Annotated in this window: 13 protein-coding genes (1 of these 13 only partly in view); 4 read left to right on the top strand and 9 right to left on the bottom strand. The window is 67.2% G+C overall.

Annotated features, from left to right (window positions below):
* Positions 1 to 25: 25 nt before the first annotated feature.
* From ACYQ8K_RS00700 to ACYQ8K_RS00690, 3 genes are read right to left on the bottom strand one after another with little or no spacing between them, the layout of a single operon-like run.
* Entirely contained in the window at positions 26 to 256 is a 231-nt protein-coding gene (locus tag ACYQ8K_RS00700) for a hypothetical protein (protein WP_459966417.1), read from the bottom strand.
* On the bottom strand, positions 253 to 678 hold the full coding sequence (locus ACYQ8K_RS00695; RefSeq protein WP_459966416.1) for a hypothetical protein: 426 nt from the start codon (positions 676 to 678) through the stop codon (positions 253 to 255). Before ACYQ8K_RS00695 ends, ACYQ8K_RS00700 begins: the two co-directional genes overlap by 4 nt.
* Positions 671 to 997: a hypothetical protein gene (locus ACYQ8K_RS00690; RefSeq protein WP_459966415.1), complete on the bottom strand. Its 327-nt coding sequence runs from the start codon at positions 995 to 997 to the stop codon at positions 671 to 673. Before ACYQ8K_RS00690 ends, ACYQ8K_RS00695 begins: the two co-directional genes overlap by 8 nt.
* An 800-nt stretch (positions 998 to 1,797) precedes the next feature.
* On the opposite strand from ACYQ8K_RS00690, the gene ACYQ8K_RS00685 reads away from it, so the two are divergent.
* Complete coding sequence (locus tag ACYQ8K_RS00685; RefSeq protein WP_459966414.1) at positions 1,798 to 2,124, top strand: hypothetical protein; 327 nt, start codon at positions 1,798 to 1,800, stop codon at positions 2,122 to 2,124.
* A gap of 9 nt (positions 2,125 to 2,133) precedes the next feature.
* Here ACYQ8K_RS00685 and ACYQ8K_RS00680 read toward each other — a convergent pair whose 3' ends face one another.
* A complete protein-coding gene (locus ACYQ8K_RS00680) occupies positions 2,134 to 2,808 on the bottom strand; it encodes a DUF2510 domain-containing protein (RefSeq protein ID WP_459966413.1) in 675 nt (224 codons plus the stop codon).
* Positions 2,809 to 2,875: 67 nt separating this feature from the next.
* Positions 2,876 to 3,013, bottom strand: a complete 138-nt coding sequence (locus ACYQ8K_RS00675; RefSeq protein WP_459966411.1) for a hypothetical protein — start codon at positions 3,011 to 3,013, stop codon at positions 2,876 to 2,878.
* Positions 3,014 to 3,168: 155 nt separating this feature from the next.
* Here ACYQ8K_RS00675 and ACYQ8K_RS00670 point away from each other — a divergent pair, with 155 nt between their 5' ends.
* Positions 3,169 to 3,468 carry a hypothetical protein gene (locus ACYQ8K_RS00670; protein WP_459966410.1) on the top strand — a complete coding sequence of 100 codons (300 nt, stop codon included), beginning with the start codon at positions 3,169 to 3,171 and terminating at the stop codon, positions 3,466 to 3,468.
* A gap of 22 nt (positions 3,469 to 3,490) precedes the next feature.
* Here ACYQ8K_RS00670 and ACYQ8K_RS00665 read toward each other — a convergent pair whose 3' ends face one another.
* The 4 genes from ACYQ8K_RS00665 to ACYQ8K_RS00650 all read right to left on the bottom strand — a co-directional run bounded on the left by ACYQ8K_RS00665 (position 3,491) and on the right by ACYQ8K_RS00650 (position 7,153).
* Positions 3,491 to 3,925, bottom strand: a complete 435-nt coding sequence (locus ACYQ8K_RS00665; protein WP_459966409.1) for a DUF4383 domain-containing protein — start codon at positions 3,923 to 3,925, stop codon at positions 3,491 to 3,493.
* 76 nt (positions 3,926 to 4,001) lie between these two features.
* Positions 4,002 to 4,580, bottom strand: coding sequence for a Crp/Fnr family transcriptional regulator (locus ACYQ8K_RS00660; RefSeq protein WP_459966408.1), 579 nt, complete (start codon positions 4,578 to 4,580; stop codon positions 4,002 to 4,004).
* 76 nt (positions 4,581 to 4,656) lie between these two features.
* Positions 4,657 to 6,213 carry a succinic semialdehyde dehydrogenase gene (locus ACYQ8K_RS00655; RefSeq protein ID WP_459966407.1) on the bottom strand — a complete coding sequence of 519 codons (1,557 nt, stop codon included), beginning with the start codon at positions 6,211 to 6,213 and terminating at the stop codon, positions 4,657 to 4,659.
* Between the two features lie 139 nt (positions 6,214 to 6,352).
* Positions 6,353 to 7,153, bottom strand: a complete 801-nt coding sequence (locus tag ACYQ8K_RS00650) for a GAP family protein (protein WP_459966406.1) — start codon at positions 7,151 to 7,153, stop codon at positions 6,353 to 6,355.
* 1,205 nt (positions 7,154 to 8,358) lie between these two features.
* Here ACYQ8K_RS00650 and ACYQ8K_RS00645 point away from each other — a divergent pair.
* Entirely contained in the window at positions 8,359 to 8,586 is a 228-nt protein-coding gene (locus ACYQ8K_RS00645) for an MbtH family protein (RefSeq protein ID WP_459966608.1), read from the top strand.
* A 94-nt stretch (positions 8,587 to 8,680) separates the two neighbouring features.
* Positions 8,681 to 19,335, top strand: partial view of a non-ribosomal peptide synthase/polyketide synthase gene (locus ACYQ8K_RS00640; protein ID WP_459966606.1) — the 5' portion only. The gene runs 20,602 nt beyond the window's last position; only the first 10,655 of its 31,257 coding nucleotides appear in the window; its start codon is at positions 8,681 to 8,683; its stop codon lies beyond the right edge, outside the window.

The raw sequence follows: 19,335 nt of genomic DNA, 5'->3' as shown, positions 1-19,335 counted from the left end.
CGGGTGCTCCCCACGCATCGCCGCGTCAAACCTGCTGCGCTGTGATGAACGTGCGCACGCTTTCGGGCCAGCTCCATGCGTATTCCGGCTGGGCTTCCCACTTCGTGCCAATCGGGCCCACCGGGCACTCGGTCCCCAGAAGGAGCTGAACCGTAGAAGCATCCATGCGGTCCAGCTCGGCCGCGTCTTTCAATGCGGCGCGTTGATCGCCCGATCGCTGATCCCACCATTTCTGCAAGTGGCTTTCGAGGGTCATGCACTTCTCCTGATCGGTTCTGTCTTCGACCAATGGTCAGCGGGCCGCCGTGCCGGCGTCGTTGGCCACCGGTTCATTACGTGGCCGGGCCGATCGGCCGGCGCCGGCATGGGGCGACCGGGGGATAGGCCGCGCTCGGCCGTCACGGCGCCGAGCATCTGCTGCCGGTACTCGTAGTCAGCCCGGGCGGCGATGGCCGCACGCCGACGCATCCGGCGGTCGACGACCACCATGCACACCACGACGAGCATCGGCATGAAGAACCACGGGTACGCCAGGATCACGCCGGCGACGGTATAGAGCGCCGGCAGGCCGACGAACACGCCGGTGCACACGGCGGCCGCCGGGTGCCGATCCGCCCAGGCGTCCCGTTTGGGCCGCCTGGGCTCGTAACCGCACCGCTCGCAGGCATGGCTAGCCATCGCGGCGACCGTCCGCTTCGGCTTCGTCCACGGCCGCCAGAATCGCCTCGCCCAGTGCCCGTGCTTGTTCCAAGGTGAGCGGATGGTCGGCGTGTGTCCGATGTATTAGAAGCTCGCGGTCCACCGTGCCGTCTTCGTACTGGGTGCCGGCGATCGCGACGTCGAGTCCCGGCCGCGCCGCGACCGTGCGAGTCGTACCGGTGAAGTAGCGCGATAGCTGGTCGTGTCCGGTTCTGGCGGGCGGCTCCCAGTCGTTCGCTTCGATTGCGCCGGCGGGGAGTGGGTTGCTCGGGCGCGAGGTGGTGGTAGCTGTGCTCATTTCCGTATGGCTCCTTGAGGTTTGGGGCGGATTGCCGTACAGCAACCGGTACAGCAACCCGCCAAAATTCTGGGGTGTTCGTGACTGTACGCAGATGTTCTGACATTGCGGTCTACCTGCATAAATGGGTCATCCACGGACCCCCGCGAACGTGGCAATTGAGCCTGGGGGTCAAGTGGTCGCAGGTTCAAATCCTGTCAGCCCGACACAGGTCAGATGAACTTTACGAGCGATGCCGTGCAGCCTCACGAAGCCATTCGAGCTCCAGGTCGGACGTGCAAAGGTCGCGGCCTGGGCAGTCGAACTCGGTGAAATCGTCGGTCCGGGCCGAACTTGCCTCTGAATCCCGCAAAGCGGTCGTTCTGCATCACGTAGATAAAGCCTCACGACTTTCTACTGGCCCGCGTCGCTACACCACTCACCCACACCACGGCGAGGGTTGGGCACCAATTGCCCGGTGAGCTGACTCATCATGTGGCAGGGCGGTTTGCACGTCACGGCAAAAGCACCACACGACCCGTCCTGGTCAGCCTTGCCCATATAACCCTCAGGCAGCACCAACGGCCACTGACTGGGGTCTTGGCAGATGCTGAGACGACCGGAGACCTGCGTACAACCCGGGCCAGCGTGCGCCGGTGTGGCCACCGCCAGAGGCGCGATGAGTAACGCGGCTGAGACAGCCACTGTTGCGATCTTCACGTGGACTCCTCAGTAGTGGGGCTGCTGGCCCGAGAGCCGGGCGACGGTGGGGCCCCCCTCGCCCGCAACCTCCGTCCGGCGCGATGAGAGCATGTCCTCCGATGACCACGCACACCTGCATGGGCTGCGGCCTGAAAACCCGCTACTCCTATTGGCGCAACTGCACTGGTTGCGGCCTGGACACCCGCTGTTCGTACGTCCGAGAGTGGCCGGATCGGTATCAGCAGGCCGCGGTGGCGTTCGCGAGGGTCGTGTCTCTCGGCGAGAAGCATCCGACGGCCGCGTTGGCGTTGCTGGTGCCGGGCTCGCTCATCGCCATGGCCGCGGTCGCCGCATACCCACTGGTGTTCGTGCCATCGCTGATCCTGCTCACCCTGGCTATGGGTGCGGCCGTCCGCTATGAGGACGCCCGCACCCCGCGGAAGTAGTAGAGCGGCCTACGGCTGAAAGGCCGGAAGAACATTGCCGGAGTCGCGGATCTCCCAGATGCTGGCCTTGCTGATGCCATCGAAGTTGATCTTGTCCAGCGTCGCCCGCGTATATGTAAGGTCGATGGCCACCTGGGTCGAAGTGTTGCCGTACGGGTCGGTCATCGGGAAGGTGCCCTGCACGTTCACCGCGGACGCGTTCGGATAGGCCGCTCGTGCGTATTTGAGGATGTCGATGGTGTCCAGCCGGGCGCCGTCTCGGATCAGCTGCTCGGTGTAGTTGTCGCGAATGGCGAACCTGGCGTCGACCACGTCACCGTTCGGGCCCGCAGCGGTGCTAAAGGTGACGCCCTCCGGCTTCTTGGGGCCGGCCGGTGTCGACGGCGCCGCCTCCGTCGGGCCCGCCGCGACCGAACTGCTCGACGAGGTCGAGTGATTGGCCTTTTTCGGGTCGAAGATCCAGCTCTTGCCCACGAGGATCAGGAGGACGAGGACGCACAGCGCCGCCAGTGCCAGGACCGCCTTTCCGGACAGACCCTTCTTCGGCGGCTCCGCGGAGAACGCCCACTCGCTGGTCCAGCTGGTGCCGTCGAAGTACCGCTGCAGCCCGTGGCCTACGGCGGGATCGGGGTACCAGCCCGGCGCCGATTTCGGCGGGGGCGGCGCCTGTTCAGACGGCGGCATCTATCCATTTTGGTCGTGCCAAAGCGCTCCGGGCTACCCGCCCCGGCGGCCGGTCGAGATGCACCATTCAGTCCTCGCGGTCCGGCTCGGTGAGTTCCGGCGCGTTCTCGCGGGTCGCCATCCCGCCTTCGCGCCCGTGATCCACCGGACCGGGGCGGCCACCCTTGGGTTCGTCGTCGTCCTCCTTCTCCGAATGCTTGCCCATCGCAACCTCCCTTCATCGACTGAACGACTACCCGCAGCCTAGGCGCCGAGCATCCCCGACGGCGACGCGCCGGAGAGGTGAACTCGAGATGGCCCCGTCGTGACGGTTCGGCGTTCGACGCGTCGGCGCGTCCGGTGCGGGATATGAATCTAGGCGTGAGCACCCACCACGTGAACCTGACCCCGCAGGAAAGCTCGCTGATCGGCGAGAGTCATCCCGCGGCTCTCACGCGCATGGACGTGAAGTCGCTGAAGGACTTACAGAACCGGCTGCGGCAAGCACGCGAAAAGAACTTCAGCCTCTTGCGGCGTCAGGGCGCGGCGCGGGTGGCGGCCGAAGGCGCCCGCGGCTCCGCTCAGCCGGCCAATGAAAAGCGCGGCGAAAAACTGGAGATCTTCGACGAGGCGCTGGCACGGGTCGGCGAGCGCCTTGGTGCGGTCGGCGGCAGCGAGTAGCGGCTGATCCAAAAGCCTTGTGTTACGGCGCTTTCCGGAGATCGGCGAGCGAGTTTCGAAGCCCACCATCCATCCGGATCTGAACGGCGGCGACGGCGACCATGATCGCGGCGGTCACCAAGTGCACCACCGCGTCAACCGTGTTGTTGGGAAAGTTGAACACGAACGCGACCTGATGCGAGAAGAAGGCCCAAATGCCCGGCAGCGCACCGGCTATCGCGGCGAGCAGCAGATACAGCACGGCCAACGACTTCCGCAGCGCGCACACGAGCCCCGGAGCGAACAGCGCCAGGCCGGCGACGGCGTGCCAGCCGTTGTAGTCCATGCCGAGTAGCTGCACGGTCGGCGCAGTGGGCCCGGTCGCGAAGCTCGGGTTGAGAATGAACCCGATCACCGCCTGAATGACATGAAAAACGCAGATGATCACCAGCCCGACCTGGGCGAAGCTCCACCTCACATTGCACCCCCTTGTGCGCGGCGAGATGCACGAATACTACGCCCGGTAGTAGATCGGGGTCAATGAATGCAGTGGATTACGCCGTGCCGTTCCGTTCGATCCAACCGGCGAGCGCATCCTCGAGCGCGGTCGCGACGTCCACACCGGCGCTGTTGGCGGCCCGCTCGAACCGCTCGACCAGGTCGGTGTGGACCGAGGCGCCCATCCGGGAGAACGGTGGCTTTGGCTTCGGCGGAAGGTCTACCGGCACGTGTCGCGCGACAGAGGCGTCAATGATTTCGCGTAGCGCCGGTATCTCGTCGAGTAACCCGTCGAGATCGTCGCGTTCAATCCGCAACAACTCGGCCGGCCCCATCGTCGTTACGGTCGCCGAACGCAGTCTCCCGCGGTGTAGCGCCGATTCGCCGATCACCTCGCCCGGCCCCAACGCGGCGACGCGGTCCCGGCCGATGTACACGCCCACCTCCCCGCTGAGCAGGATGTAGCAGGAGTCCGACGGAGTCTGCTCATGGATCAGCGGCAATGCCGCCGTTGTCGCGGTGCGATGAGCCACTCGGGCGAGACGCTGCAGCTGAGCGTCCGAGAAGTTAGCGAATGTGGCGTACCCGCGTAGCCGCCGAGCGTCTTCCTCATATTGCTTCGCGTCGGCCTTCATAGCGGACTCCTGACGTGCGATGTGCCGCTGACATCGGAGAGCGTAACGCGGATTTACGACCGGCCGCCGGCGAAATTCATTTTCTACCGGGAAGCTTCGACACCGTCCGCACGATGGGCAACAGCGACTTCTGCCACAGTTTCGGCGGAATGCCAAGGGGCGGATCGAGGTTGAACACGCGCGCGGTCGCGATCGTCTGCGATTCGGTGTACTTCAGCAGACCCTCGGGACCATGCCGGCGGCCGACGCCGGACTGGCCCATCCCGCCCATCGGCGCGCTGAGGCTGCCCCACGCGAACGCGTAACCCTCGTTGACGTTCACCGTCCCCGACCGCAATCGCGCGGCGACCCGCTCGCCCTCGGCCGACGACCCCGCCCACACGCTGGCGTTGAGCCCGTACTCGGTGTCGTTTGCCTTCTCGACGGCCTCATCCACATCGGCGACGGGATAGATCGAGACGACCGGCCCGAACGTCTCGTTGGCCGCGCACTCCATCTCCTGGGTGACGTCGGTCAGCACGGTCGGCTCGTAGAACAGCGGCCCGACGTCGGGCCGGGCTTTGCCGCCCGCAATCACCTTGGCGCCCTTGGCTTTCGCGTCGTCGACATGGTCCGTGACGGTGTCCAGCTGGCCCGCGGAGATCAGGCTGCCCATGTCGACCGAGAAGTCATATGCGGTGCCCAGCTTCATGTTTCGCACCGCGGCGCCGAACTTGCCGATGAAATCGTCGGCAATGTCCTTCTCCACGTAGATCCGCTCGATGGAGATGCACAGCTGGCCCGCGTTCGAGAAGCACGCGCGGGTGGCCGCCTTGGCGGCCTTGTCCAGGTTGGCCCCTCGCGTGACGATCATCGCGTTCTTGCCGCCGAGTTCGGCCGAGAAACCGATCAGCCGGCGACCCGCGTGTTCGGCGAGCTGCCTGCCGGTGGCGGTCGAACCGGTGAACATCAAGTAGTCACAGTTGTCGATGATCGCGGTGCCGACCACCGAGCCCGGCCCGGGCACGATCGCATAGAGCGCCCGCGGCAGGCCAGCCTCGTAGAGCAGTTCGGCGCACGCGAGCGCACAGTACGGGGTTTGGCTGTCCGGCTTGAGCACCACCGCGTTGCCCGCCAGCAGCGCGGGCACCGAGTCGGACACGGTCAGCGTCATGGGGTAGTTCCACGGCGAGATCACCCCGACCACGCCCTTGGGCTGGTAACCGACCGTGGTCTTGCCGATCCCGGGCAGCAACGCGGGCACCGGGTGGGGCTTGAGCAGGTCCGCGGCGACGCCGACGTAGTAGTTCGCGTTCGCCATCAGGTCGATGATTTCCTCCTGCGCCGCCCAGCGGGCCTTACCCGCCTCGGCCTGCAGGAGGTCCATCAGGAACTCGCGGTTCTTCACGACGAGGTCGCGATAACGGGCGATGACGGCGACGCGCTCGCTGACGGGGCGGTTCGCCCAGGCGGCCTGGGCCGCGCGCGCTTCGGCGAACGCGGCTTCTACGTCTTCGGCGGTGCCGACCGGGATCGTGGTCAGCGGCCTGCCCGTGAAGACCTCGTCGATCGTCTTCGTCTGGCGTCCGGTGATGTCTTTGATCGCGGCGAGCTGACGCAAACGGTCGAAGACCTCGGCTGAGGGTGCGGGCATGTCATTACCTCTCGAGCGGTGTCCAAACCACCAGCCTATGGGCTTCGGCTTCCGGCGAGGTCGTCGCGCTCATCGGTGGTCTCGAACGCGATCTGCGAATACGCGCGGCGAGCGCGTGATGCTCTGCGAGCACCGCCGCTCACAGGATGTGCAGGCCCTGGGCCAGCTGCGACACCCCGACCACCGTGAACAGCGCGACCAGGATTTGCCGGTGGTAGGTCCGCACCCAGCCGTGCAGCACCAACAACAGGGTTTGGGTTGTCGCCGGCCTGACCACATAGCCGACGAGAATGACCTCGACGACGGCGTACATCAGGATGATGAACGCGACGGACGCGCTGGCCTGCGCGGTGACGGATGCCCCCGAGGCCGCGATGATCGCGACGATGAACAGGACACCGTCGACGGGCACCGAGATGATGCCGATCACCCATGCGACCCACGAGGAACCGCTGTCCCATGCGTTGCGCATGCGGCCGAGCAGACGCCGGAACGGCGATCGGTTGTCGGTCGATTCATCCGGCACCCGGGTCAGCAGCCGCGGCATCGCGATCGGCGCACCCGAGACCATCGACAGCTCCCGGGAGCGCGCGTCCTCGGGCGCGGGTTTCGGCGTCGGCGTCCGTGGACGGGTGAGGAAACGCACCGCCATCACCGCGGCGATCGACAGGCCGACCACGCCGAGGCCGATCTGAATCTTGCCGAGGGTCGAGTTTGTCGACGCGGACGCCGAACCGTTCGCAGCGTGTCCGAACATCGGGGTGAAGTTCAGCAGCATCAATGGGATGAGCAATTCGGGGATGCACACGGTCAACCCGCCGAGCCAGTACGCGAGCAGGCTCGGCCCGGGCCGTGGCCGAGAGATCATCAGCAGGGTGAGTCCGAGACGAACAGGATTGAGCGCAGCCAGGATCCCCAAGCCCAGCACCGACCCCCACATGGTTCGAGGCTCTACCCGCGAGTGGCGGGATGTAAACGCCGACGAATCGCACGCGTGAACGTAAAAATTCGGCTCGGCAAAGCCGGCTATGAATCAGCTGTGTGCGCCGAAACTCGATTGTGTCCAACGGATTCGGGCTGCGCCGCGGTGCGCACGGCGGCGCAGGTGAGGGTGCGGATCTGCGAGCCGACGATGCACTGGCTTATGCCAAAGGTTTTGGGGTAACCGCGTTAGCGGGCGCGCGCGGGGCACGTGCGCTGGCGAACTGTGCGCCCACCGCGGGCGCGTGAGATCAATCACAACGGGCCTGCATGACGGGCTGTCCGGTTGCCGGCGGCGGGTGCTCGGCAAACGTAGCCGGCGGCGGGGCGCGTCGGCGCAACCGGATGCGCGAGGCCGGCCCCACTCTGATGCGTCGCCGTGACACGCCGAACATCGGTAGCTACAGACGGACAGGGTCTGGCGCGGTACGCGACGATGACGTGGGCCTTCACCTAGCAAGCCGCCATACGTTTTCCCATGGTGTGCGTGTGGGATTCGACATCTGAGCGATCGACGCTAGGCTGATACGCGAATATCCGTGAATGCGCAGCTAGGAACCATTTGGTGACGTATTTACGGAGACTGCGCTCGGCGGGGCCGCGGGCAACTGTTAGCCGCGCTGGGCGAAATTGGAAGTCGGAAGCAAAGATTGGATTATCACCCCGGCTGCGTTCTGCGCGCGGCCGCGGCAAACGGCCAATGTCGGTGGGCCGGGACGATCGGGCGAGCATCCGGCCCGCGCCCTGGGCAGTGATAAATCCAACATCGGTGCGACACGGTCTTTTGCTGCACGGCAACGCAGTGGTGCGCCGGTAGAATCTGTCGCGGATCGGGTTATGTAAGAACGGAATTCAGATGTTTCGGGGAGTGAGTGTTGGGTATCCGCGCACCGTGGATCGCGACGTCGATGGCTTCGGTGCCGGCGCGCATTGGCTGCGCTGCTCGGTAACCAACGACTGTCGGCTCGGGGCCGGAATGGCTACCGCGACGATCGCGTCGCGGCGCCGCCCCTCACGACCGAGCTCGCCGCCGCCAACGTCCGGCGCGTGGCCTGGTCGACATGCCGGCCAAGCCTGTCGGCTCAATCCCTAAGCGCTGCAAAAACGTTCGGCGCTGCGGGCAGAGAATTCCGGAATTTTCGTTGGTGTAAGGGGGTCCATCCGTTGCCGCTCAATCCGTTCGATGACGACAATGGCCGTTTTTTCGTCTTGGTCAATAACGAAGAACAACACAGTCTTTGGCCAACATTCACTGTCATTCCTGCCGGTTGGAGGGTAGTTTTTGGGGAAGCCGACCGCGCCACCTGCCTGCACTACATCGAAGAAACCTGGCCCGATATACGGGCGAAAAGTCTGCGCGACACGCTGACCGCGCCGGTTCGTGATCATTAGACCAGCGTCGGTATGAAGGGTTTCGGGGTCAACTTTTAGTGGGGGGCGTGTAGTGGTGCGTGCTGACCGGGCACTTCCTGTAACGCGGGGCCAGCTGGACATCTGGCTGGCGCAACAAACGGGCTACTTCGATGTGGCCTGGCAGCTGGGTGTGCTCGTACACATTGAGGGCGCAATAGACACCAATTTGTTGCATCAGGCTATGCGACACGTGGTGAATGAGGCTGAGAGCCTACGGGCTTCGTTCTTCGAGGCCGACGGGCAGGTCTTCCAGGAGGCCGTCGAATACGACGATGTCGATCTGGTCTTCTATGACCTGACCGAGTCGCGGAATGCCGAGCGTGAAGTCCGCGAGACCGCTGCATCGATTCAGAACACGCCGATGCCCCTCACCGGTCCGATGATCAAGTTTGCGCTGTTCCGGACCGCACCCGACGAGTACTACTGGTTCACGACCTGCCATCACATCGCGATCGACGGGATGGGCATCGCGCTGGTCGGTCGCCGGATCGCGGCCATTTACTCCGCGCTCGCCGCCGGGAAACCGATTCCGCCCGCCTTCTTCGGGTCGCTGCACGACCTCGTCAGCAGCGAGTTGGAGTACGAGGCATCAACCAAATTCGTTGAGGACCAAGAATATTGGACCGCTCACCGGCCCGAGGGCGATGGAGCGGATTACCCGGCGAGCGCGGCCGACGACGGGCGCGATCCCTATTCGCCTTCTCCGCCAGTGCAACTGGATCAGTCGGTGGTCGGCAAGCTCAAAGAGCTCTCAAAGGCGCTGGGCGTCCGCCGCTCATCGGTTCTGACGGCCGCCTGCGCTCTTCTGGTACGCGGCTGGTCCGCCGACGGGTCGGACGAAGTCGTGCTCGACTTCCCGGTCAGCCGGCGAGTCGATCCGACATCCAAGACGCATCCCGGCATGCTTGCCGGCGTTGTACCGCTGGTGCTGGAGGCCGCCCCCGACGCGACGTTCGCCGACTTCTGCCGGCACGTCGACACGCGATCACGAGAAGCGCTGCGGCATCAGCAATTTCCGACGCGCACGCTTGACGGAGAAGGCGACTTCAGCGGTCCGCGGCAGGCGCCGAACCGGGTGGTCGTCAACTTCGTCCCGGCCCGCCTCACGCTCAGCCTCGGCGGCGTGCCGGCCACCGCGAAATACACCAGCTATGGCCCGGTGGGTCACTTCGGGCTGTTCTTCCTTGGATTCGGCGACCAGCAGTTCCTGAGCACCGTCGGTACCGGACAGCCGTTCTCGAACTTCGACGTCTCGGACCTGCGGGAGCGGCTGCAGCGGATCCTGGCGGCGATGGTGGCCCATCCCGACAAGCATTTGTCGTCGCTGGACGTGCTGCACGCAGACGAGCATGCCCGCCTGGAAGAGGTTGGAAACACCGGAGTTTTGACCGACCCGGTCGATTCGCCGATGTCGGTGCCGGAGTTGTTCGCCACACAGGTGGCCCGCGCGCCCGGCGCCGCGGCGTTGGTGTGCGAGGGCGTATCGGTGACCTACCGGGAGCTGGATGAGGCGTCGAACCGGTTGGCGCATTGCCTGCTGACCCATGGTGCGGGCCCGGGACAGACTGTGGCGCTGATGTTTTCGAGGTCGGCCGAGGCTGTCGCGTCGATCTTGGCGGTGCTCAAGACCGGGGCCGCGTACCTGCCCATCGATCCCACGTCGCCCAAGGCGCGGATCGAATTCATGCTTGCCGACGCCCGGCCGGTCGCCGCGGTGACGGCGGGGGAGCTGACCGAACGGTTCGACGGCCATGGCCTGACCGTCATCGACACCGCCGATGCGGGGATCGACGCCCAGCCCGCCACGGCGCCGCCGATGCCGACTCCTGACGATATCGCCTACCTGATCTACACCTCGGGAACCACCGGCGTACCCAAAGGCGTTGCGGTGACTCATCGCAACGTCACTGCGCTGATGAGCTCGCTGGATGCGGGACTGCCGGCCGAAGGTGTGTGGTCGCAGTGTCATTCCTACGCGTTCGACGTGTCGGTGTGGGAGATCTTCGGTGCGCTGCTGCGCGGCGGACGAGTGGTGGTGGTGCCCGAGGACATAACCCGATCGCCCGAAGAACTCCACGACGTCCTGGTGGCCGAGAAAGTCAGCGTCCTGACCCAGACGCCCTCGGCGGTCGCGATGCTGTCACCCGAGGGCCTGGAGTCGGTGTCACTGGCCGTGGTCGGCGAGGCCTGCCCGCCCGAGGTGGTCGACCAGTGGGCGCCCGGACGGGTGATGGTCAACGCCTACGGCCCCACCGAGACGACCATGTGTGTCGCGATCAGTGCGCCGCTGGCGCCGGGATCCGGTGTGCCGCCCATCGGTTCGCCGGTGCCCGGCGCGGCCCTGTTCGTTCTCGACGGCTGGCTGCGACCGCTGCCACCCGGGGTCGTCGGTGAGCTGTACGTGGCCGGCGCCGGAGTGGCCGGCGGCTATCTCGGCCGATCCGGGCTGACGGCGTCGCGGTTCGTGGCGTGCCCGTTCGGCGAGCCGGGCGCACGCATGTACCGCACCGGCGACCTCGCGTCCTGGGGCCCCGATGGCCAGCTGCAGTATCTGGGTCGCGCCGACGAACAGGTCAAGATCCGCGGCTACCGCGTCGAACTGGGCGAGGTCCAGGCCGCGTTGGCCGCCTTCGACGGTGTCGACCAGGCTGTGGCGATCGTCCGCGAAGACCGTCCCGGCGACAAGCGTCTGGTCGGTTACATCACCGGGGACGCCGACCCGGCCCAGGCGCGCGCCGCGCTGGCCGAACGGCTCCCGGCCCACATGGTGCCGACCGCGGTCGTGGCAATCGAGGCGCTGCCCCTGACGGTCAACGGCAAGCTGGACACCCGCGCGCTGCCGGCCCCCGAGTACACGGCGCGCGAGTATCGCGCCCCGGGCAACGCGGTTGAGGAGATCCTGGCCGGCATCTACGCCGAGGTGCTCGGTGTGGACCGCGTCGGCGTCGACGAGTCGTTCTTCGAGCTCGGCGGCGACAGCATCTTGTCGCTGCAAGTGGTGGCGCGAGCGCGCGCCGCCGGGCTGACGTGCCGGCCGCGGGACGTCTTCGTCGAACAGACCGTGGCCCGGCTGGCCCGGGTGGCCGGCGCCGCCGACGGGGCGGCCGGTGACATCGACGAGGGTGTCGGCCCGGTGCTGGCCACCCCGATCATGCGCTGGCTGCAATGTATCGAAAGCAGCGGCGGCCCGATCGACGAGTTCAACCAGACCGTGATGGTCCAGGCCCCCGCCGGGGTGACCGAGGCCGACATCGCAATTGTGTTGCAGGCCTTGATGGATCGGCACGGCATGCTGCGGCTGCGCGTCGACGACGACGAAGCCGGCGGCTGGTCGCTGCAGGTGCCCGAGCCCGGCTCGGTGCGGGCCGGCGATTGCCTGCGATCGGTGGACGAGCTGAACGACAAGGTGCTGCTGGAAGCGCGGTCGCGGTTGAACCCCGCCGCCGGGGCGATGCTGAGCGCGCTGTGGGTCGAGTCCACCGGCCAGCTGACGGTGATCATTCACCACCTGGCCGTCGACGCCGTATCGTGGTGGATCCTGTTGGAGGACCTCAACATTGCCTGGGCGCTGCACAGCGCGGGGCAACCGGTGGAGCTGCCGCCGACGGGCACGTCCTTTGCCCGGTGGTCGACGCTGCTGAGCGACCACGCCCACCGTCCCAAGGTGGTCAGCCAGCTGGGCGCCTGGAAGAAGGTGGCGGCGACTCCCGCGGCCCTGCCCGCACCCGACCCGGAGCTTGATACCTACGCCTCCGCCGGGCGCTTGTCGCTGCAGCTCGATGCCGAGACCACCGGGGCGCTGATCGGTGACGTGCCCACGGCGTTCCACGCCGGCATCCAGGACATCCTGTTGATCGCGTTCGGCCTGGCCTGGGCTGAATTCCTGGGTGAGGCAACCGATTCGATCGGCATCGACGTCGAGGGCCACGGGCGCCACGAGGAACTCGCCTCGGATGTCGACCTGTCCCGCACTGTCGGCTGGTTCACCACCAAGTACCCGGTGTCGCTGGGCGTGGCCGGGCTGAGCTGGGCGCAGGTGACGGCCGGCGACGCGGCGCTGGGCCAGGTGATCAAACACGCCAAGGAGCAGCTGCGGGCCCTGCCGGATCCGCTGACCTATGGGCTGCTGCGCTATCTCAACAACGAGGTCGAGCTGACCGGGCCCGACCCGTCGATCGCCTTCAACTACCTGGGACGTCAAGGCGCAGCGTCCGATTCGGCGGGGGAGGGCTGGCGGATCAGCCAGGACGGGCTGTCCCTGATCGGCGCCGCCGCGGCGGTGCACATGCCGCTGATGCACACCGTCGAGGTCAACGCCGGCACCATCGACACCGCCACCGGCCCACACCTGCATGCCGAATGGACTTGGGCGACTTCAGTTCTCGATGCAAGCCAGATCACCCGGCTCAGCCGGCTATGGTTCGAGGCGCTGGCCGGCGTGTGCGCGCACGTGCGTGCCGGTGGGGGCGGTTTGACCCCGTCGGACATCGCGCCCGCCCGCCTGAGCCAGCAGCAGATCGACGAGCTGCAACGCCAGCACCACGTCGCCGACATCCTGCCGTTGACCCCGCTGCAGCAGGGATTGCTGTTCCACTCCAGCACCGCGCAGGGCAGCGACGACATGTACGCGGTACAACTGGATTTCACGCTGACCGGACCGCTGGATCCCGACCGCTTGCGCGACGCGGTGCACACCGTCGTCAACCGGCACCCGCACCTGGCGGCCCTGTTCTGTGAGCAATACGAAGAGCCGGTGCAGGTCATCCCTGCCGATCCCGTCGTCGCATGGCGATACCTCGATCTCGACGGCACCGACGAGGCGGAAGCCGGCCGGCTGATCGAGCAGCTGTGCGTTTCCGAGCGCGCCGCGGTGCGCGACCTCGCCGGCCAGCCGGCGTTCCGGGTGGCGCTGATCCGCACCGCGGACCGCCGGCACCGGTTCCTGCTGACCAATCACCACATCCTGCTCGACGGCTGGTCGCTGCCGATCCTGCTGCGCGAGATCTTTACCAGTTACTACGGCGAGCGGTTGCCCACCGCCGGTTCTTACCGGGCGTTCCTCACCTGGCTGGCCGCTCGCGACCTCGACGCCGCCCGCGAGGCCTGGGGTGAGGTGCTGCACGGCTTCGAAACCCCCACCCTGGTCGCGCCGGACGGCCGATTGGGACAGGGCAGCCGCGGGTTCGAAAAGTCCTGCGTGCCTGAGGAAACCACCAGGGCGCTCACCGAGCTGGCGCGCTCCTGCCACACCACTGTGAGCACCGTTCTGCAGGCCGCCTGGGCGGTGGTGCTGACGTCGCTGACCGGTCAGCACGACGTCATCTTCGGCACCCCGAGATCTCGCGTCGGCCAGCTGGAGGTCGACGACGCCGAATCGATGGTGGGACTGCTGATCAACACGGTGCCGGTGCGAGCCGACATCAGCCCGACGACCACCACCGCGGAGCTGCTGGCCCAGTTGCAGAACAGCCACAACGACGCGCTCGAGCATCAGCACTTGGCGCTCAGCGAGATTCACCGCGTCACCGGCCACGACCAACTCTTTGACACGCTGTTCGTGTACGAGAACTACCCCGTCGAAGACGGGATGACGCTGGGTGCCGACGGGCTGGCCATCGCCGAGATCACCAACCGCGAGTACAACCACTACCCGTTGACAGTGGAGGCGCTGCCCGGCAGCGAGCTCGGCCTGCACGTCGAATACGACGCCGAGGTGTTCGACACCGCCGGAATCGCCTCGCTGCTGGACCGATTCCAGCGCGTACTGGTGGCGATGACGACCGATCCCACCCAGCGCCTGTCGACTGTGGAATTGCTGGCTCGCAGTGAGCGCGAGCTGGTGCTCTCGCAGATGTCGGGCGCCGGTGTCACCGGGCCGGTCGGGGTAGCGCCGCAGCTGTTGGCCGCGGCGCTGGCGACCGCCCCCGACGCGACGGCGGTGGTCGACGGTGATCGGGAACTGTCGTACCGCGAACTGGACGAATGGTCGACGCGGCTGGCGCGCAAGCTGATCGACGCGGGCGTCGGTCCGGAGCGCGCCGTCGGCGTGGCGATGGGCCGGTGCGCCGAACTGGTGGTTGCGTGGTGGGCCGTGGTCAAGGCCGGCGGCATCCACGCCCCGGTGGACCTCGACCATCCGGTCGACCGCGTCGCCTCGGTGCTGAACTCCGTTGACGCGGTGTGCGTTTTGACGCGTGGCGCCGACGAGGTCGCCGGGGCCGGGGCACGCCCGGTCGTGCGGATCGACGGGCTGGACCTGTCCGCGCACAGTGCCGCGCCGATCACCGACGCCGACCGTCTGGCACCCCTGACCGCGCACGACTCCGCCTACGTGATCTTCACATCGGGCTCCACCGGCACGCCGAAGGGTGTGCTGGTGAGCCATGCTGGTCTGCTGGGATGGGCTGCGGCGCAATGCAAGTCGTCTGGCTTGGACGCCGACACCCGGGTGCTGATGGTGGCCTCGCCGACCTTCGACGCCTCGGTCGGCGAAATGTCGATGGCCGCCGCGTCGGGGGCCGCGCTGGTGGTGGCTCCGCCCCAGGTGTACGCCGGCGAGCCGCTGACCGCCTTGCTGCAGAGCCAGCGGGTCAACGCCGCATTTCTGACCCCGACGGTGCTGTCGTCGCTGGATCGCGCCCGGCTGCCCGGCTTCGACAAGCTGATGATCGGGGGCGAGGCCTGCCCCAAGGAACTGGCCGCTGCGTGGGTGCCCGGGCGGCGGATGCTCAACGTCTACGGCCCGAGCGAGACCACCGTGTGGGTCACCTCCAGCGCGCCGCTGTCGGCCGATGGCCCGGTTCGCATCGGCACCCCACTTCCGGGCGTGTGCGTGGTCGTGCTCGACGCCTGGCTGAAGCCGGTTCCGGTCGGCGTGGTGGGCGACCTGTACGTGAGCGGGCCGGCGCTGGGACACGGCTACCTGGGCCGGGTGGACCTGACCGCGGAACGATTCGTAGCCAACCCATTTGGGGCTCCGGGTGAGCGGATGTACCGCACCGGCGACCTGGTGCGCTGGACCCGCGAAGGCGACTTGGACTTCGTCGGTCGCGCCGACAGCCAGATCAAGCTGCGCGGCCAGCGCATCGAGCTCGGCGAGATCGAGAACACCTTGCTGGCCTGTCCGCAGGTCACTCAGGCCGCCGTCACGGTGCGCGACGGCGGCGCCGGCTCCCACCTGGTCGCCTACGTCACGCTCGACCACACCATCAGCGCCGACAGTGACGACGACAACGTCGAAGAGTGGCAACAGCTTTACGATGACCTCTACGGCGCCGACCTCGAGTCGGGCTTCGGCGAGGACTTCCGCGGCTGGAACAGCAGCTACACCGGCGACGCCATCCCGCTCGAGGAGATGGTCGAGTGGCGCGCCGCCACCGTGGACCGGATCAACGCCTTGCAGCCGCGCCGTGTCCTCGAGATCGGTGCGGGCTCGGGATTGCTGCTGTCGCGGATCGCGCCGCAGGCGCAAGAGTATGTGGCCACCGATTTCTCGCCGGTGGCGATCGAGAACCTGGCCCGCTCGATGGAGCGGTTGCAGTTGCCGTGGCGCGACCGGGTTGAGCTGCGAACCCAACCGGCCCATATCACCGACGGGCTGCCTCGCGGTCACTTCGACACGATCATCCTGAACTCGGTCGTTCAGTACTTCCCCAACTCGGGATACCTGGCCGAGGTCATCGACAACGCCATGGAGCTGCTGGCCCCCGGCGGGGCGGTGTTCATCGGTGACGTCCGCAACCACAGCCTGCAGGGCGCGTTCCAGACCGCGATCGCGCTGGCCCGCGGCGGCACCTCCGCCACCGAGGCCGCGGAACTCCGCAAGCGGGTGCGCCACGCCATGCTCGGTGAGACCGAGTTGCTCTTGGCCCCAGAGTTTTTCACCACCTGGGCTGTCAACTGCCCATCGGCCGGTGGCGTCGACATCCAAGTCAAACGTGGATTCGCCGACAACGAATTGAACCGGTACCGCTACGACGTCGTCATCCGCAAGGTGCCGGAACCCGTGCGTTCCGTCGCCGACGCACCCACCTGGTCGTGGACCGAATGCGCGAGCTTGGACGGGCTGCGCGACGTATTGGCGTCCCAACGGCCCACCGTCGCCCGCGTCACCGACATCCCGCACGCCGGCGTGATCGCCGACGTCCGTGTCGAAGCGGCGCTCGCCGAGGGGCAACCGGTGGCCGACGCGCTCGCCCAAGCCGACTCAGTGTCCGACGTCGCGGTTGCCGAAGAGGTGCACCGCATCGGCGAGTCGCTCGGATATCGCGTCGCGGTGACCTGGGGCGCCCAATCCGGCACTCTGACCGCCGTTTTCGTCGATGCCGCCGACACCACGCCCCTGACGGATCTCTACTTGCCGCCCACCGGGATTCGGCGGCGCACCAGCCACGCCAACGACCCGCGCACCAACACCAAGATCGGTGAGGTGCGCGAGCGGCTGAGCGCGTGGCTGCCGGAATACATGGTGCCGACGCACATCGTGGCGCTGGAGGAATTCCCGATGACGTCATCGGGGAAGCTCGACCGCAAGGCCTTGCCGGAACCGGAATACCAGGACGTGGACCGTTATCGCGCCCCGGCCACCGCGGCCGAGGAGATCCTGGTGGGCATCTACGCCCAGGTGCTCGGCCTGGAACGGGTGGGTGTCGACGACTCGTTCTTCGACCTGGGTGGCGATTCCCTGTCGGCGATGCGCTTGATCGCCGCCGTGAACACCAGCATGAATTCGGATCTCAGTGTGCGCGCTGTGTTCGAGGCGCCGACCGCGGCCGAGCTCGCGCTCCTGGCAAGCGGCGACGGTGATCGGCCGGAGCCGTTGGTGGCGGGGGAGCGCCCGGCGGTGATTCCGCTGTCGTTCGCCCAGACCCGACTGTGGTTCATCGACCAATTCCAAGGGCCCTCACCGATTTACAACGTCACCGTTGCGTTGCGGCTGCGCGGGAAGCTCGACGCGGACGCGCTGGCCACGGCGCTGGCCGATGTGGTGGGCCGCCACGAAAGCCTGCGCACGGTGTTCGCGGCAGCCGACGGAATCCCTCAGCAGGTGGTGGTTCCCGCCGAGCAGATCGGCTTCGTCTGCGAGGTCATCGATGCCCGCGGCTGGCCGGACGACCGGGTGCGTGAGCGCATGTCGACGGCTGCTCAGTACGCGTTCGACCTGTCGAGCGAAAGCCCCTTACACACAGAGCTTTTCACCGTCAACGACGACGAACACATGCTGGTGGTCGCGGTGCACCACATCGCCGCGGACGGGTGGTCGATCACGCCGTTCGCGCGTGACCTGGGCGTGGCATACGCCAGCCGGTGCGAGGGGCACGCCCCCGACTGGGCGCCGCTGGCGGTGCAGTACGTCGACTACACGCTCTGGCAGCGTGCGTATCTGGGCGACGTGGAAGACAGCGGCAGCCGCATTGCCGCGCAGCTCGACTTCTGGGCAGACGCTCTGGCCGGTCTGCCCGAATGCCTGCAGCTGCCCACCGACCGGCCCTACCCGCCGGTCGCCGACCACCGCGGCGCGCGGCTGGCGGTGGACTGGCCGGCCGAGCTACAGCAACAGCTGCGCCGGGTTGCGCGCGAGCACAACGCGACGAGCTTCATGGTGATCCAGGCCGCGTTCGCCGCGCTGCTGTCCAAGATGAGCGCGAGTGACGATGTGGCCGTGGGCTTCCCGATCGCCGGGCGTCCCGAACCCGCGCTCGACGAGCTGATCGGATTCTTCGTCAACACCCTGGTGCTGCGTGTCGACGTCGCCGGGGACCCGACCTTCGCCGAGCTGCTGGCCCAGGTGCGCCGACGCAGCCTGGCCGCCTTCGAACACCAGGACGTGCCCTTCGAACTGCTCGTGGAGCGGCTCAATCCCAGCCGCAGCATGACCCATCACCCGCTGATCCAGGTGCTGCTGGGCTGGGAGAACTTCCCCGGGGAGGTCAGCGCCCCCGCGGCCGGGTTGGCGCTAGGCGACCTGCAGGTCACCCCGATGCCTTTGCACACCGACACCGCGCGCATGGACCTGACGTTCTCGCTGGCCGAACGGTTCACCGAGTCCGGTCAGCGCGCCGGCATCGCCGTGACGGCCGAATACCGCACCGACGTCTACAACTCGGACACCGTCGAGGCGATGATCGAACGGCTGCAACGGCTGTTGACGGCGGTGACCGCGGAGCCCGAGCGGCGGTTGTCCTCGGTGGATCTACTGGATTCCGCCGAGCACGCCCGGCTGGCGAAGTGGGGCAACCGGGCCGTCCTGGCCGAGCCGATGGAGCCCGTGACGGTCGTCGGGCTGTTCGCCGAGCAGGCGGCGCGCACCCCGGACGCGGTGGCGCTGACGTTCGAGGACCGGTCGATGACGTACCGCGAACTCGACGAGGCCGCCAACCGATTGGCGCACGTCCTGGTCGACCGCGGCGTCGGCCCGGGAGAGTCTGTCGCACTGCTGTTTTCGCGCTCGGCCGAGGCGATCGTGTCGATCCTGGCGGTGCTCAAGTCCGGGGCGGCGTACCTGCCGATCGACCCCGCGCTGCCGGCCACCCGCGTCGAGTTCATGCTGACCGACGCCGCCCCGATGGCCGCGATCAGCACCGCCGACCTGGCCGCCAAGTTCGGCGGCTTCGACCTGACCGTCGTCGACGTGGCCGATCCCGCCATCGCGACGCGGCCCAGCACCGCGCCGCCCACACCGGCGCCCACCGACCTGGCCCACATCATCTACACCTCCGGAACCACCGG

The organism is Mycobacterium sp. MUNTM1, from assembly GCF_054660795.1.
This window is presented reverse-complemented; position numbering and strand designations above follow the sequence as displayed.

Coding starts and splice junctions, on each gene's coding strand:
- ACYQ8K_RS00700 (WP_459966417.1), bottom strand. CDS start 256: ATGACCCTCGAAAGCCACTTGCAGAAATGGTGGGATCAGCGATCGGGC.
- ACYQ8K_RS00695 (WP_459966416.1), bottom strand. CDS start 678: ATGGCTAGCCATGCCTGCGAGCGGTGCGGTTACGAGCCCAGGCGGCCC.
- ACYQ8K_RS00690 (WP_459966415.1), bottom strand. CDS start 997: ATGAGCACAGCTACCACCACCTCGCGCCCGAGCAACCCACTCCCCGCC.
- ACYQ8K_RS00685 (WP_459966414.1), top strand. CDS start 1,798: ATGACCACGCACACCTGCATGGGCTGCGGCCTGAAAACCCGCTACTCC.
- ACYQ8K_RS00680 (WP_459966413.1), bottom strand. CDS start 2,808: ATGCCGCCGTCTGAACAGGCGCCGCCCCCGCCGAAATCGGCGCCGGGC.
- ACYQ8K_RS00675 (WP_459966411.1), bottom strand. CDS start 3,013: ATGGGCAAGCATTCGGAGAAGGAGGACGACGACGAACCCAAGGGTGGC.
- ACYQ8K_RS00660 (WP_459966408.1), bottom strand. CDS start 4,580: ATGAAGGCCGACGCGAAGCAATATGAGGAAGACGCTCGGCGGCTACGC.
- ACYQ8K_RS00655 (WP_459966407.1), bottom strand. CDS start 6,213: ATGCCCGCACCCTCAGCCGAGGTCTTCGACCGTTTGCGTCAGCTCGCC.
- ACYQ8K_RS00650 (WP_459966406.1), bottom strand. CDS start 7,153: ATGTGGGGGTCGGTGCTGGGCTTGGGGATCCTGGCTGCGCTCAATCCT.